We start from the raw sequence: 14,248 nt of genomic DNA, 5'->3' as shown, positions 1-14,248 counted from the left end.
AATTGCGGCGGAGCCTGACCGGGCGCGAGCGGCACCGGCGCATCGGGCTGGTGCGGCTGCTTCCCCGTGTCGGCCGTCGAACCATCGCCTATGAGCTGGATGGGCTCGGTGGTGGGCCCGGTGGTGGGCCCGGGCGACGTGCCACCGCCCAAGCTCTCTCCCGCGCCACCGTCCGGCCGGCCCACATCACCCCTGCCGGAGTCGGAACCCGATCCCATGCCGCATCCGGCGACACCGATCGCCGCCGCGGCGCCCAGGCCCACTCCCAGCACGTCCCTTCGGCTGATCCCACGCCCGCTGCGGGACCCGGCCGCATTCGAGGCCGACGCGGGGATCTGCACCGTTGACGACGGCGGAGTCGTCCCGGGGTCTTCGACGTGCCGTGAATGTCCGACGCTCATGGTGGTGAACCCATCGCTCAGTGGTTGTCCTGCTCCCCATGACCGGGCGCCACGGTCATCTGTGACACCGGATCAGCCGGATCAGCGGGGCATTGCCGGATCGGCCCGCCCGCCGACCGCCGTCGGGCACCGCACCGAGGAAGCCGCACCAGCCGCAAGACAGTGTGACCGAACCGTGGCACATCAGTGGGCCGCTGCACCGTCGCCACATCTGCCTATATCAGGACATACATGGACGACCTGGCTGACATCGGCGATGGAGACGGCTCCGGCCTCACCGCTTCGACCTCCGCGCGCGGCCCGGCCGAGCACGTTCCCATGGCACTGCGAGTGCCACTGGCCGCAACACCGTGTCACACCATTACGATGCATCCAGCGTCGTCCCCGAGTCGGCGCCGCCTCATTGCCGTGCCCGCGTGAATGCCGGGTCGGCGGTGCACGACGGCTGCCCGGCCCTCTTCCCTCTTCGCGGGAGAGGGGCATCGGCGGCTCCATCGGAGCGGGCGACGCCCACCCGATCTCGTACCGAAGGACTCTGATGCGCATCAAGAACGTGAGCATCGTGCTCGCAGGCTCCGCCGTGACGGCCACCCTGGTGGCCTCCCCGGCCGGCGCAGCCACCTCTCCCCTGCCCAATCCCTCTGTCACCGCGGTCCTCAAGGTGCAGAAGCAGGCCATGGCCAACGGGGCGCCCGGCGCCCTCACCCGCATCGACTCGGGCACCTCGCACTACCGCATCTCCATGGGGCAGGCGAACACCGCCGCTCACACCGCGATGGACGCCGACCGCCGGTTCCGGGTCGGCAGTGTCAGCAAGAGCTTCACCACGGTGGTGCTCATGCAACTGGCAGCCGAAGGACGTCTCGACCTCGACGCCTCGGCGAACACCTACCTCCCGAAGCCGCTGCCCGACGACCGCATCACCGTGCGGCACCTGCTCAGCCACCGCAGTGGCCTGTGGGACTACACCAACGACATGTTCTACTACACCGTTCCGGGCTTCGAGTCGGTGCGGAACAAGGTGTTCACCTACCAGGAGCTGATCGACCTGTCGACGGCCCACAAGGTCAACAACGAACCGGGAGCCGCCTACAGCTACTCCAACACCAACTTCGTGGTACTGGGCCGGCTCATCGAGCACGTCACCGGTGTGCCGATGGCCACCCACTACCAGCAGCGCGTCTTCGAGCCGCTGAAGCTCAGGAACACCTCCTACGTGCACCCGCAGACCACCATCTCCGGTTCCCACGCACATGGCTACCTGCGCCAGGACGACACCACGCTGCCGCTGGTCGACTCCACCGAGCAGACCGTCTCCTGGGGGCAGTCGGCCGGAGCGGTCATCTCCAACGCGGCCGACCTCAACCGCTTCTTCTCCTCCCTCGTCTCCGGCAAGCTCCTCCCCCAGGCGCAGCTGCAGCAGATGATGAGCATGGTTCCGGTCAACTCGGACGGCACCCAGTCCTACGGACTCGGCCTGCGCGGCCGCAATCTCTCGTGCGGCGTGACGGTGTACGGCCACACGGGCACCGTCCAGGGCTACTACACCTACGCGTTCACCACGGCCGACGGCAAGCGCAGCATGACGTCCATGGCGAACACCTCCAACAACGGAACCGTGAACACCGTTCTCGGGGGCACGCTGGAGGCCGCCTTCTGCGGCACCACCGTCGCCAAGGCCGACAAGTTCGCGCCCTCCGACACGGAGGGGTTCACCGAGGACATCGCTCCCCAGGTGGTCCGCCACCGAGCGGCCCTGTCCTGACGAGTCGTCCGTGACCGGATGCCGGTCACGCCGAAGCGCCCCCGCTCACCGGCTCTGCGGCCGTGCGCGGGGGCGCGTTCGCCGTCGCACCGAAGCGGCTCCTGGGAACCGCCCCCGATCCGGCCGGCCAGAGGACGAACGGCTACTGAGGTTCCTTCCCGGAACGCTTCGTGCTCACGGACGAGACCTGCCCCTCCCGCATGATGCGCACCTTGTGCTCGCCGCAGTTCCGGCACGTCAGCTCGGACAAGGGCGACGTCACCCGCACCCCGTCCGTCTTGTGAATGATGAAGTCGTGTCCTGCGGCGTCCGTGTGGTGCTCGATCTCGTACGCCTGCTCCCAGCCGTATCCGCAGTGCATACAGGCAAAGGCATAGGCCGCGTGCTCGACGCGGATACCCGCGTTCTCGCTCATGTGAGCTCCTCTGGGGGTTGAGAGAGGTGTGCCGTGACCGGCTCGTCACACTCACTAGGACCCGACAACCACCGTGTTTGTGACAGCAGTGGCCTCTCCCCCCTGGGCTCCGCGGCCGACCGCCAGGGACGTCGGAGTGTCAGGCGTTGAGCTGGTAGTCCGGGAAGTTGCCGGGGAGCCGTTCGCCCGGATCACCTTCGGTGACCGCCTTCACCAGCAGCTCGCCGCCGACGAACGCGCCGCGCCAGGAGGCGCCGAAGCCGCCGAACAGTTCCTCGCGGTCGCCGCGTGAGCGGGGCTTTCCGCGGCCCACCTTGAAGGCGCGGATCTGCGGGGACAGCCGCTCGTGGGTGTCCGGGTCGTCGGTGGAGAGGGTGGCGACGAGGGCTCCGTTGGAGGCGTTCATCGCGGCGAGCAGTTCCGCCTCGGTGTCGACGAGGACGATGGTGTCGACGGGTCCGAAAGGTTCGGCGTGGTGGAGCGGGGAGGACGGCGGCGGGCCCAGGAGGGTGACCGGCGCGACGTAGGCACTGGTGTCCTGGCCTGGCAGGAAGTGGCCGTCCGTGAGTGAGCCGCGGTGGAGCGGGACGGCGCCGCGGTCGATGGCTTCGGCGACCTGGTCGGTCAGTTCCTTGGCCTTCGCGGCATTGATGAGGGGGCCGAAGTCCAGCTCGGGGAGGGGGTCGTCGGCGTGCTCGACGGCCAGGGGGTGGCCCAGGCGGATCGAGCGGACCGCGGGAAGGTAGGCGTCGAGGAAGTCGGCGAAGGCGCTGCGCTGCACGACGAAGCGCGGGTAGGCGGTGCAGCGCTGCTTGCCGTAGTCGAAGAGCTTGGGGATGACGGCGGTCAGGGCGTCCCAGTCGGAGTAGTTCCAGATCCCCCAGGTGTTGAGGCCCTCCTGTTCGAGGATGTGGCGCTTGCCGAGGTCGGCCACCGCGGTGGCGATACGGGCGCCGGTGTCGCGGCCGCCGACGAAGGAGACACAGCCGATCTCGGGGGCACGGACGAGGGCTTCGGACAGTTCGCCGCCGCTGCCGCTGACCAGGGTGACGGGGATTCCCTCGCGGGCGGCGAGCGCGCAGGCGAGGGTGAGGCAGGACAGTCCGCCGTCGGTGGGTGCTTTGGCGATGACCGCGTTTCCGGCCAGGGCCTGGACGAGCATCGCGTGGACGAGGACGGACATCGGGTAGTTCCAGCTCGCGATGTTGGAGACGGGGCCGGCGAGCGGGGTGCGGCCGGTGAGCATCGTCTCGATGCCGTCGACGTACCAGCGCGCCCCGTCGATGGCCCGGTCGACGTCGGCCTGCGCGAGTCGCCAGGGCTTGCCGATCTCGTGGACGAGGAGAAGGGAGAGCAGTTCGCGATGCTCGGTGAGAGCGTCAAGGGTGGCGGCGACGCGGGCGCGGCGTTCGGGCAGCGGGATGTGGCGCCAGGCGCGGTGCTGGTCGAGCGAGGCGCGGACGGCCTGGTGGGCGGTGGCCGCGTCGAGACGGGGCGGCCCGGCGATCGGGCCGCCGTCGACGGGGCTGGTGGCGGTGAGGGGGCGGCCGTCGGCCTGCCAGCGGCTGTCCCAGAGGTTGAGGACGCGGTCGTCACGGAACGCCTCGGGGGCGATGGTCAGACAGCGCTGCCAGGCTTCGGCCCAGGAGGTGCCGGGCTTGGGGACGAGGGTGCGGGGACTGTTGTGGGGTGATGCCATGGGTCTTCTCCGCTCTCGGTGCACAGTCGGGGCGGGAGGTCGAACGGCTCGTTCGGGGAGGAACGTGGTGAGCCCGGTACTACGAGCGTCACACAGCAGGAGTCAGGTGCGGGCGGTGTCACGCGGCGCTATCGGGCGAGATGGTCGCGTACCAGCTGTGCGGTCTCGCTGGGGGTGGAGCCGACGGTGACTCCGGCGGCTTCGAGTGCCGCCTTCTTGGCGTGCGCGGTGCCGGTGGAACCGGAGACGATGGCGCCGGCATGGCCCATGGTCCTGCCTTCCGGTGCCGTGAAGCCGGCGATGTATGCGATGACAGATTTTGAAATCTGTTCTCTGATAACTGTCGCCGCACGTTCCTCCGCGTCACCTCCGATCTCGCCGATCAGCACGATGAGCTCGGTGTCCGGATCGGCCTCGAAGGCGGCGAGGCAGTCGATGTGGCTCGTCCCGATGACGGGGTCGCCGCCGATGCCGACGGCCGAGGAGAAGCCGATGTCCCGCAGCTCGTGCATCAGTTGATACGTGAGCGTGCCGGACTTGGAGACGAGTCCGATCCTGCCCGGCGCCGGCGCGATGTCGGCGGGGATGATCCCGGCGTTGGACTGTCCGGGGCTGATCAGGCCGGGGCAGTTGGGCCCGATGACCCGTGTCCCGCGCGCTTTGGCGTACGCGGTGAAGGCGACGGCGTCGTGGACGGGCACGCCTTCGGTGATGACGACGGCGAGCCCGATGCCGGCGTCCACGGCCTCGGTGACGGCCGCCGCGGTGAACGCCGGCGGGACGAAGACGACGGTGGCGTCCGCTCCGGTGGCGTGGACTGCTTCGCGTACGGAGCCGAAGACGGGGACGGTGCGGTCGTCGAAGTCGACGGTGCGGCCGGCCTTGCGCGGGTTGACGCCGCCGACGATGTCGGTGCCGGCGGCGAGCATCCGGCGGGTGTGCTTCATGCCCTCGGCTCCGGTCATGCCCTGCACGAGGACCTTGCTGTCCTTGGTGAGATAGATGGCCATGTCCGGTCTCCTCACACTGCTGTGGCGTCGGTGGCGAGGACGGCGGCCCGGCGGGCGGCGGCGTCCATCGTGGTGGCCTGCTGGACGAGCGGGTGGGCGCGGGCGTCGAGGATGGCGCGGCCGCGTGCGGCGTTGTTGCCGTCGAGGCGTACGACGAGGGGTTTGGTCAGTCGTACGGTGTCGAGGGCGGTGACGATGCCGTCGGCGACGGCGTCGCAGGCCGTGATGCCGCCGAAGACGTTGACGAGGACGCTCCGGACTCCGGGGTCGTCGAGGACGGTGGCCAGGGCATCGGCCATGACCTGGGCGGATGCCCCTCCGCCGATGTCGAGGAAGTTCGCGGGCCGGGCGCCGCAGCCCGCGACGACGTCGAGGGTGGACATGACCAGTCCGGCGCCGTTGCCGATGATGCCGACTTCGCCGTCGAGGCGTACGTAGTTGAGGCCTCTGGCGGCCGCTGCGGCTTCCAGCGGGTCGTCGTGGGCGTCGGTGCGGTCGCCCCAGCGGGCCTGCCGGAAGCGGGCGTTGTCGTCGAGGGTGATCTTTCCGTCGAGGGCGAGGATGTCTCCCCCGGTGGTGCGGACGAGGGGGTTGACCTCGACGAGGAGTGCGTCCTCGTCGGTCAGGGCGCGCCAGAGGCGGTGGAGTACGGGTGCGGTGGCGGGTGGGAGGCCGGCGGCCGCTGCGATCTCGGCGGCCGTGGTTTCGCTGACGCCTTCGCGGGGGTCGACGGGGATGCGGGCGACGGCTCGGGGCCGGGTGGCGGCGACTTCCTCGATGTCCATGCCGCCTTCGGCGGAGGCGATGGCGAGGAAGTGGCCGGCGGCGCGGTCGAGGACGTAGGAGATGTAGTACTCGGCGTCGATGGCGGCGGGCCGGGCGAGCATGACCTTGTGCACGTGGTGGCCCTTGATGTCCATGCCGAGGATCTGGCGGGCGGTGAGTTCGGCGGCGGGTGGGTCGGCGGCGAGTTTGACGCCTCCTGCTTTGCCCCGGCCGCCGGTCTTGACCTGGGCCTTGACGATGACTCGGCCGCCGAGGCGTTCTGCGGCTGCGCGGGCTTCGCGGGCCGTGTCGGCGGTTTCGGCGTCGGGTACGGCGATGCCGTACTGCTGGAAGATCTCGCGTGCTTGGTACTCGTACAGATCCATGCCGGCTCCTGTCTAGGAAAGTGCCGCACGCCCCCTGGACACCACCCACCGGATGCGGGATAACAAGGTTCATACAGTATTCGTCGACTGTATGCAATCTGCTGGGAGGGCAGCCCTGAGCAGGTCGCACCGGCTCGGAGCACCCGACTCTCTCCCCTACGAAGGGACAGGACTTCGCCATGCCCGACGACAGCCAGGACCGTCAGCAGGACCTCATCTCCGGTGGGCATCTGGTCGCCAAGGCGCTCAAGGCCGAAGGCGTCGACGTCATCTACACCCTGTGCGGCGGCCACATCATCGACATCTACGACGGATGCGTGGACGAAGGCATCGAAGTCGTCGACGTACGCCATGAACAGGTCGCGGCGCATGCCGCCGACGGCTACGCCCGGATCACGGGCAAGCCGGGCTGCGCCGTGGTCACGGCGGGGCCGGGGACCACGGACGCCGTCACCGGGGTGGCCAACGCCTTCCGGGCCGAGTCCCCCATGCTGCTGATCGGCGGTCAGGGCGCGCACACCCAGCACAAGATGGGGTCGCTGCAGGACCTGCCGCATGTCGACATGATGACGCCGATCACCAAGTTCGCCGCGACCGTCCCGGACACCGCGCGGGCGGCGGACATGGTCTCGATGGCGTTCCGCGAGTGCTACCACGGCGCTCCCGGACCGTCGTTCCTGGAGATCCCCCGTGATGTCCTGGACGCGAAGGTGCCCGTGGACAAGGCGCGGGTGCCCGAGGCGGGGCGGTATCGGGCGTCGACGCGCTCGGCCGGCGATCCGGAAGCGGTGGAGAAGCTGGCGGATCTGCTGGTGCACGCGGAGAAGCCGGCGATCCTGCTGGGCAGTCAGGTGTGGACGACGCGGGCGACGGACGCGGCGGTCGAGTTCGTACGGGCGCTCAATGTGCCCGCGTACATGAACGGCGCGGGGCGGGGCACGTTGCCGCCCGGGGATCCGCACCACTTCCAGCTGTCGCGGCGGTACGCGTTCGCCAACGCCGATGTGATCGTGATCGTGGGGACGCCGTTCGACTTCCGGATGGGGTACGGGAAGCGGCTGTCGCCGGCGGCGACGGTGGTGCAGATCGACCTGGACTACCGGACGGTCGGAAAGAACCGTGACATCGATCTGGGGATCGTGGGTGACGCCGGGCGGGTCCTGAAGTCCGTGGTCGAATCGGTGTCCGGCCGTCTCGACGGAGGGTCGGTCAAGCGGAAGGCGTGGCTGGAGGAGCTCAGGACGGCGGAGCAGACGGCGCTGGAGAAGCGGCTGCCGCAGCTGAGGTCCGAGGCCTCGCCCATCCATCCGTACCGTCTCGTGAGCGAGATCAACGACTTCCTGACCGAGGATTCGATCTACATCGGCGACGGCGGCGACATCGTCACGTTCTCCGGGCAGGTCGTGCAGCCCAAGTCACCCGGGCACTGGATGGACCCGGGTCCGCTGGGCACGCTCGGTGTCGGCGTTCCGTTCGTGCTGGCGGCGAAGCAGGCCCGGCCGGACAAGGAGGTCGTGGCCCTCTTCGGTGACGGCGCGTTCAGTCTCACCGGGTGGGACTTCGAGACGCTGGTCCGCTACAACCTTCCCTTCGTCGGGATCGTCGGCAACAACTCGTCGATGAATCAGATCCGTTACGGCCAGGCGCAGAAGTACGGCCTGGAGCGTGAGCGGGTCGGCAACACACTCGGGGACGTCCACTACGACGAGTTCGCGCGGATGCTGGGCGGCTACGGCGAGGAGGTCCGCGACCCGGCCGACATCGGGCCGGCGTTGCGGCGTGCGCGTGAGTCGGGGCTGCCGTCGCTGATCAACGTCTGGGTGGACCCGGACGCGTACGCCCCCGGAACCATGAACCAGACCATGTACAAGTGAGGAGCGCCGGCCATGAGCAAGGCTCTTGAGGGCATCCGTGTCCTCGACATGACGCATGTCCAGTCCGGCCCTTCGGCGACGCAGCTTCTGGCGTGGCTGGGTGCGGACGTGGTGAAGCTGGAGGCGCCGGGCGGTGACATCACGCGCAGGCAGTTGCGTGATCTCCCCGACGTCGACTCGCTGTACTTCACGATGCTCAACTGCAACAAGCGGAGCATCACGCTCAACACCAAGTCCGAGCGCGGCAAGGAGCTGCTGACCGAGCTGATCCGGCGTTCCGATGTGCTGGTGGAGAACTTCGGGCCGGGTGCGGTGGACCGGATGGGGTTCACCTGGGAGCGCATCAGGGAGATCAATCCACGGATCGTCTATGCCTCCATCAAGGGGTTCGGTGAGGGCCCGTACACCAAGTTCAAGGCGTACGAGGTGGTGGCTCAGGCCATGGGCGGGTCGATGTCGACGACCGGGTTCGAGGACGGTCCGCCGCTGGCGACGGGTGCCCAGATCGGTGATTCGGGCACGGGGGTGCACGCGGTGGCGGGGATTCTCGCCGCGTTGTTCCAGCGGGAGCGCACCGGGCGCGGGCAGCGGGTCAATGTGGCCATGCAGCATGCCGTGCTCAACCTGTGCCGGGTGAAGTTGCGCGATCAGCAGCGGCTGGCCCATGGAGCCCTTGCCGAGTATCCCAACGAGGACTTCGGTGATGAGGTTCCCCGTTCGGGAAACGCGTCCGGTGGCGGTCAGCCGGGGTGGGCGGTGCGGTGTGCTCCGGGTGGTCCGAACGACTACGTGTACGTGATCGTGCAGCCGGTGGGGTGGGAGCCGCTGTCGCGGCTGATCGGCCGGCCGGAGCTCGCGGACGATCCCGAGTGGGCGACGCCGGAGGCGCGGCTTCCGAAGCTGGGGAAGATGTTCCAGCTGATCGAGGAGTGGTCGTCGACGCTTGCGAAGTGGGAGGTGCTGGAGCGGCTCAACGCCCACAACATCCCGTGCGGGCCGATCCTGTCGACGAAGGAGATCATCGAGGACGCGTCGCTGGTGGCGAACGAGATGGTCGTGGAGGTGGCGCATCCGGAGCGTGGTTCGTTCACGACGGTCGGCTCGCCGCTGAAGCTGTCGGACTCCGCGGTGGATGTGGTCCGTTCGCCGCTGCTGGGTGAGCACAACGCCGAGGTGTACGTGGGTGAGCTGGGGCTCGGGGACGAGGAGTTGCGGCTGCTGAGGACGGGTGGGGTGATCTAGTGACGTACGACGTCGACAAGGATGCGGTGCGGGCGCTGTTCGCGGCGGTGCGTGCGCAGGGCCGGACGGCGCTGACCGCGCCGGAGGGCAAGACGCTGGCCGATGCCTATGGGATCGCTGTTCCGGGCGAGGCGCTGGCGCGGGACGTGGAAGAGGCGGTGGTGTTCGCCGACCGGCTGGGCGGGAAGGTCGTTCTGAAGATCGTCTCACCGGATGTGCTGCACAAGACGGATGCGGGCGGTGTGGTCGTCGGGGTGGAGGGCGCCGCGGAGGTGCGTGCGGCGTTCCGGCGGATCGTGGAGAGTGTGCGGGCGTACGCGCCGGGCGCGCGGATCGACGGTGTGCAGGTGCAGCAGTTGCTGCCGCCGGGCCAGGAGGTCATCGTCGGCGCGGTCACGGATCCGACGTTCGGGAAGGTGGTGGCGTTCGGTCTCGGAGGTGTGCTGGTCGAGGTGCTGAAGGACGTCACGTTCCGGCTGGCGCCGGTGAGCGCGGACGAGGCGGCGTCGATGCTGGACTCGATCGGGGCGGCGGAGGTGCTGCGGGGGGTGCGTGGTGCGCCGCCGGTGGACCGGTGGGCGCTGGCGGAGCAGATCAGGCGGGTGTCGCGGCTGGTGGACGATTTCCCGGAGATCGCGGAGGTCGATCTCAATCCGGTGATCGCGACGCCGGACGGGGCGATGGCGGCGGACATCCGGGTGATCCTGTCGGAGGGGGCGCGCAAGGAGCGGCGCAGGTACGGCCGTGAGGAGATCCTGCGGTCGATGCGCCGGCTGATGGAGCCGCGGTCGGTGGCGGTGATCGGTGCGTCGAACGAGCAGGGCAAGATCGGGAATTCGGTGATGCGGAACCTGGTCGACGGTGGTTTCTCCGGGGAGATTCATCCGGTGAATCCCCGGGCCGATGACATTCTGGGCCGCAAGGCGTACAAGAGTGTCACCGACGTTCCCGGTGAGGTGGATGTGGCGGTCTTCGCGATTCCCGCCCGGTTCGTGGCCTCGGCGCTCGAGGAGGTGGGGCGCAAGGGGATTCCGAACGCGGTGCTGATCCCTTCGGGTTTCGCCGAGACGGGTGAGGTGGCGCTGCAGGACGAGATCGTGGCCATCGCGGAGCGGCACGAGGTGCGACTGCTGGGGCCGAACATCTATGGCTACTACTCGACGTGGCAGGAGCTGTGTGCCACGTTCTGCACGCCGTACGACGTGAAGGGCCCGGTGGCGTTGACGTCGCAGTCGGGCGGGATCGGTATGGCGATCCTGGGTTTCGCGCGGACGACGCGTACGGGTGTGTCGGCGATCGTCGGGCTCGGGAACAAGTCGGACATCGACGAGGACGATCTGCTGACGTGGTTCGGTGAGGATCCCCGTACCGAGTGCATCGCGATGCATCTGGAGGATCTGAAGGACGGTCGCGCCTTTGTGGAGGCGGCGCGTGCGACGGTGCCGAAGAAGCCGGTGGTGGTGCTGAAGGCGGGTCGTACGAGTGCGGGGGCGCGGGCGGCGGGTTCGCACACGGGCGCGCTGGCCGGTGATGACGCCGTGTACGACGACATTCTGCGGCAGGCCGGTGTAATCCGGGCGCCGGGTCTGGGCGAGATGCTGGAGTTCGCGCGGGCGCTGCCGGTGCTGCCGGCGCCCCGGGGCGACAATGTCGTGATCATCACGGGTGCGGGTGGTTCCGGTGTGCTGCTGTCGGACGCGATCGTCGACAACGGCCTTTCCCTGATGGAGATTCCGGAGGATCTGGACGCGGCGTTCCGGGCGTTCATCCCGCCTTTCGGGGCCGCGGGCAATCCGATCGACATCACGGGTGGTGAGCCGCCGTCGACGTACGAGGCGACGATCCGGCTGGGGATGGAGGATCCGCGGATTCACGCGCTGGTGCTGGGTTATTGGCACACGATCGTCACTCCCCCGATGGTGTTCGCGGAGCTGACGGCCCGGGTGGTGGAGGAGTTCCGGGCGCGGGGCGTCGAGAAGCCGGTGGTGGCGTCGCTGGCCGGCGATGTGGAGGTCGAGGAGGCGTGCGCGTATCTCTTCGAGCGGGGCGTGGTGGCGTATCCGTACACGACGGAGAAGCCGGTCGCTGTGCTGGGCGCGAAGTACGCGTGGGCGCGGGCGGCGGGGTTGCTGCCGGGCGGTGGTCGATGAGCTGAGTGACGGTACGGCCCACGGGGCCCGTGGCTTTCCGCTTGCCGCGGGCTCCGGCACGAAGAGTACGGACAGGGGGCGCTGGCCTGGCTTCTTCGACGCGAGGGGTTCGATCGACATGGCGACAACAGACATCTCCACGCCCGTCCCTTACAGGGAGGTGACGGACGCCAACGGCCGGGTGTACCGCATCGGTGAGTCCGATGTCGACATCATGGGCCGCAAACGCAAGTGGATGGTCATTCTGCCGTGGGTCGGCATGATGGGCATCAGTTCGGCGGAGTACGCGTTCGCGTCCGCCGAGGAGACTCTGCACACGGCGCACCAGTGGAGCAACCAGCACATTTTCTGGATGCTCGGGGTGTGGGTGTTCTTCCAGGCGGCGGTGGCTTTCCCGGCGGGCAAGCTGCGGGAGAGCGGGAAGCTGCCGGCGCGTTGGGCGATGATGCTGGGTGCTGTGGGCACCTTGCTGGGTTATCTGTCGCTCGCGTTCGCGCCGCACGTGGTGGTGGCGTACGTCGGGTTCGGCATGTTCAGCGGTATGGGTGCGGGCATGGTGTACGCGACGTGCGTGAACATGGTCGGCAAGTGGTATCCGGAGCGCAAGGGCGGCAAGACCGGTTTCGTCAACGGTGGTTTCGCCTATGGGTCGGTGCCGTTCGTGTTCATCTTCACCGGCTTCATGGACCTGACGAACTTCCGTTGGGTGCTGGTGTCGGTGGGTGTGTTCCTGGCGGGCGTGGTGGCCGTTTCCGGTCATTTCTTCCAGGACCCGCCGAAGAACTGGTGGCCGGCCGAGGTGGATCCGCTGCGGAAGCCGGACGATCCGCGGGCGCGGCGGGCGCTGGAGAAGAATCCGCCGGCGGTGAAGCAGTACACGCCGGCGGAGGCCTGGCGTACGGGCCGGGTGGCGTTGATGTGGTTCTGTCTGCTGTGCACCTCGGGTGTGAACATCTTCGGTATCGCGTTCCAGGTGCCGTTCGGTGACGAGGCGGGGTTCGCGGGCGGGATCGTGGCGACGGCGATGTCGCTGAAGGCCATCGTGAACGGCACGGGACGGGGTGTGATCGGCTGGCTGTCGGACCGGTACGGCCGTAAGCAGTGCCTGATCTTCGTGTGTGTGGTGCTGGGGTTGTCCCAGTACGGCATTCTGTGGTCGGGCAGCATCAGCAATCTGCCGCTGTTCCTGTTGTTCTCCAGCATTTCCGGATTCGGCGGCGGCGCGATCTTCCCGATGTTCGCGGCGATGACGGCGGACTATTTCGGTGAGAACAACAACGCGTCGAACTACGGGCTGGTGTACAGCTCGAAGCTGGTGTCCGGGCTGCTGGGGTCGGGCATGGGGGCCGTGGTGGTGGGCGCGTGGGGTTATGAGGGCGCGTTCGTCCTGGCGGGGTCGATCTCGTTGTTCGCCGGTGTGGTGGCGTTGTTCCTTCACGCCCCGGGGCGGCCGCGGGCCCGCCGTATTGAGGCGAACCCGCAGCCGATCAGCCGTGATGTGGTCTAGCAGTCCTTTTCCCGGAGCGAGTGGAGGTGTGCGCTCGACTTCCGGGCGAAGGTGAACGACTCGACGGGGTTGTCGTGCTCGGCCTGCCAGTGGTGGTCGAGGCGGCCCCCGCGGGTGCGGGTCACGGCCGAGATGAACCGCTTGTAGTCGATGTCTCCGTCCCCGACGTCCACCATTCGGTAGCCGTCGCGGGCGGAGTCGTCGTGTTCGCCGTCCTTGACGTGGAAGAGGGGGTAGCGGTCGGGCTGCTTGAGGACGTAGCGCAGCGGGTCGAAGGGGGCCGGGGTGCCGTCGACCCGCTTGGAGAAGCGGAACTGGCCGGCGTAGGCCCAGTAGATGTCCATCTCCAGGTACACGAGGTCGGGATCGGTCTCGGCGAGGAGTACGTCGTAGAGCCGTACGTCGGGCCTGTCGGTGGCGAAGGAGAATTCCTCGGCGTGGTTGTGCTGGTAGAACTTCATGCCGCGGGCCCTGGCGGCGGCGCCGTACTGGTTGAACTCCTCGGCGCAGCGCTTCCAGCCGTCGACGGTGGCGCCGTAGCGCCAGGGTCCCGATGCGGTGCCGATGTGCTTGAGGCCGAGGGCCTGGGCGTCGTCGAGGACCTTGTCGAGGTTCTGGGCGAAGGTGTACGCGTTCGGGTCGCCGTCGCTGTAGTAGCCGACGTGGCTGCCGATGGCGCGCAGTCCGTGGTCGCGGGTGAGGCGGCGCAGTTGCTCCAGGGTGATGGCTCCGGCGGAGCCCTGGGTGTAGCCGGCGTACTCGACCTCGTCGTAGCCGTACTTCTCGAGTTCGGCGAAGACGGCGGCGAAGCCGAGGGTGGAGACCTTGTCGCGGAGTGAGTAGAGCTGGATGCCGAGGCGGCCGGGGGGCAGGACGGGGCGGCCGTGGCCCTTGCCGTGGGCGGCGGCGGTGGGGGCGGTGGCGCCGAGGAGGGCTGCGGCGCTCGCTCCGGCGGCGACGCCGAGCATGCCGCGTCTGGTGAGCTTGCGGCTGAGCTCGGGATCGGTGTGCTTGCTCGTGCGGCTCATTGTGGA

At 68.7% G+C, this 14,248-nt stretch carries 9 protein-coding genes and 2 pseudogenes; 5 read left to right on the top strand and 6 right to left on the bottom strand.

The features are described 5' to 3' along the window. Positions 1-218 (bottom strand): annotated as a pseudogene (locus ACIQMR_RS27870) (hypothetical protein); the annotation flags it as partial. 721 nt (positions 219-939) lie between these two features. Between ACIQMR_RS27870 and ACIQMR_RS27865 the strand changes: the two are divergent. After that, a complete protein-coding gene (locus ACIQMR_RS27865; protein WP_401392771.1) occupies positions 940-2,166 on the top strand; it encodes a serine hydrolase domain-containing protein in 1,227 nt (408 codons plus the stop codon). 175 nt (positions 2,167-2,341) lie between these two features. Here ACIQMR_RS27865 and ACIQMR_RS27860 read toward each other — a convergent pair. The 4 genes and pseudogenes from ACIQMR_RS27860 to sucC all read right to left on the bottom strand — a co-directional run. After that, positions 2,342-2,581, bottom strand: a pseudogene (locus ACIQMR_RS27860) (hypothetical protein); the annotation flags it as partial. Between the two features lie 139 nt (positions 2,582-2,720). Continuing rightward, positions 2,721-4,280: an aldehyde dehydrogenase family protein gene (locus ACIQMR_RS27855; RefSeq protein WP_401392768.1), complete on the bottom strand. Its 1,560-nt coding sequence runs from the start codon at positions 4,278-4,280 to the stop codon at positions 2,721-2,723. A 128-nt stretch (positions 4,281-4,408) separates the two neighbouring features. Continuing rightward, positions 4,409-5,290 carry a succinate--CoA ligase subunit alpha gene (sucD, locus tag ACIQMR_RS27850; RefSeq protein WP_401392765.1) on the bottom strand — a complete coding sequence of 294 codons (882 nt, stop codon included), beginning with the start codon at positions 5,288-5,290 and terminating at the stop codon, positions 4,409-4,411. Positions 5,291-5,301: 11 nt separating this feature from the next. Continuing rightward, positions 5,302-6,441: an ADP-forming succinate--CoA ligase subunit beta gene (gene sucC, locus ACIQMR_RS27845; protein ID WP_401392763.1), complete on the bottom strand. Its 1,140-nt coding sequence runs from the start codon at positions 6,439-6,441 to the stop codon at positions 5,302-5,304. Positions 6,442-6,620: 179 nt separating this feature from the next. On the opposite strand from sucC, the gene ACIQMR_RS27840 reads away from it, so the two are divergent. The 4 genes from ACIQMR_RS27840 (at position 6,621) to ACIQMR_RS27825 (ending at position 13,214) form a co-directional block, all read left to right on the top strand. Then, positions 6,621-8,315 (top strand): thiamine pyrophosphate-binding protein, encoded by a 1,695-nt coding sequence (locus ACIQMR_RS27840; protein ID WP_401392760.1) that lies wholly within the window; start codon positions 6,621-6,623, stop codon positions 8,313-8,315. Between the two features lie 12 nt (positions 8,316-8,327). Then, on the top strand, positions 8,328-9,557 hold the full coding sequence (gene frc, locus ACIQMR_RS27835) for a formyl-CoA transferase (protein ID WP_401392757.1): 1,230 nt from the start codon (positions 8,328-8,330) through the stop codon (positions 9,555-9,557). Then, a complete protein-coding gene (locus tag ACIQMR_RS27830) occupies positions 9,557-11,707 on the top strand; it encodes an acetate--CoA ligase family protein (protein ID WP_401392754.1) in 2,151 nt (716 codons plus the stop codon). The genes frc and ACIQMR_RS27830 overlap by 1 nt, the downstream gene beginning before the upstream one ends. Positions 11,708-11,825: 118 nt before the next feature. Next, positions 11,826-13,214, top strand: coding sequence for an OFA family MFS transporter (locus tag ACIQMR_RS27825; RefSeq protein WP_401392751.1), 1,389 nt, complete (start codon positions 11,826-11,828; stop codon positions 13,212-13,214). On the opposite strand, the gene ACIQMR_RS27820 is transcribed toward ACIQMR_RS27825, so the two are convergent. Next, positions 13,211-14,242: a sugar phosphate isomerase/epimerase family protein gene (locus ACIQMR_RS27820; protein WP_401392748.1), complete on the bottom strand. Its 1,032-nt coding sequence runs from the start codon at positions 14,240-14,242 to the stop codon at positions 13,211-13,213. The two genes, ACIQMR_RS27825 and ACIQMR_RS27820, sit on opposite strands and share 4 nt — an antisense overlap. Positions 14,243-14,248 lie beyond the last annotated feature (6 nt).

Origin of the sequence: Streptomyces sp. NPDC091376, assembly GCF_044757085.1 — a bacterium.
GTDB lineage: Bacteria > Actinomycetota > Actinomycetes > Streptomycetales > Streptomycetaceae > Streptomyces > Streptomyces pratisoli.
This window is presented reverse-complemented; position numbering and strand designations above follow the sequence as displayed.

Bases quoted from the DNA above. Each gene is read 5' to 3' on its own strand.
- frc (WP_401392757.1), top strand. From the start codon at position 8,328: ATGAGCAAGGCTCTTGAGGGCATCCGTGTCCTCGACATGACGCATGTC.
- sucD (WP_401392765.1), bottom strand. From the start codon at position 5,290: ATGGCCATCTATCTCACCAAGGACAGCAAGGTCCTCGTGCAGGGCATG.
- sucC (WP_401392763.1), bottom strand. From the start codon at position 6,441: ATGGATCTGTACGAGTACCAAGCACGCGAGATCTTCCAGCAGTACGGC.
- ACIQMR_RS27865 (WP_401392771.1), top strand. From the start codon at position 940: ATGCGCATCAAGAACGTGAGCATCGTGCTCGCAGGCTCCGCCGTGACG.
- ACIQMR_RS27840 (WP_401392760.1), top strand. From the start codon at position 6,621: ATGCCCGACGACAGCCAGGACCGTCAGCAGGACCTCATCTCCGGTGGG.
- ACIQMR_RS27820 (WP_401392748.1), bottom strand. From the start codon at position 14,242: ATGAGCCGCACGAGCAAGCACACCGATCCCGAGCTCAGCCGCAAGCTC.
- ACIQMR_RS27825 (WP_401392751.1), top strand. From the start codon at position 11,826: ATGGCGACAACAGACATCTCCACGCCCGTCCCTTACAGGGAGGTGACG.
- ACIQMR_RS27855 (WP_401392768.1), bottom strand. From the start codon at position 4,280: ATGGCATCACCCCACAACAGTCCCCGCACCCTCGTCCCCAAGCCCGGC.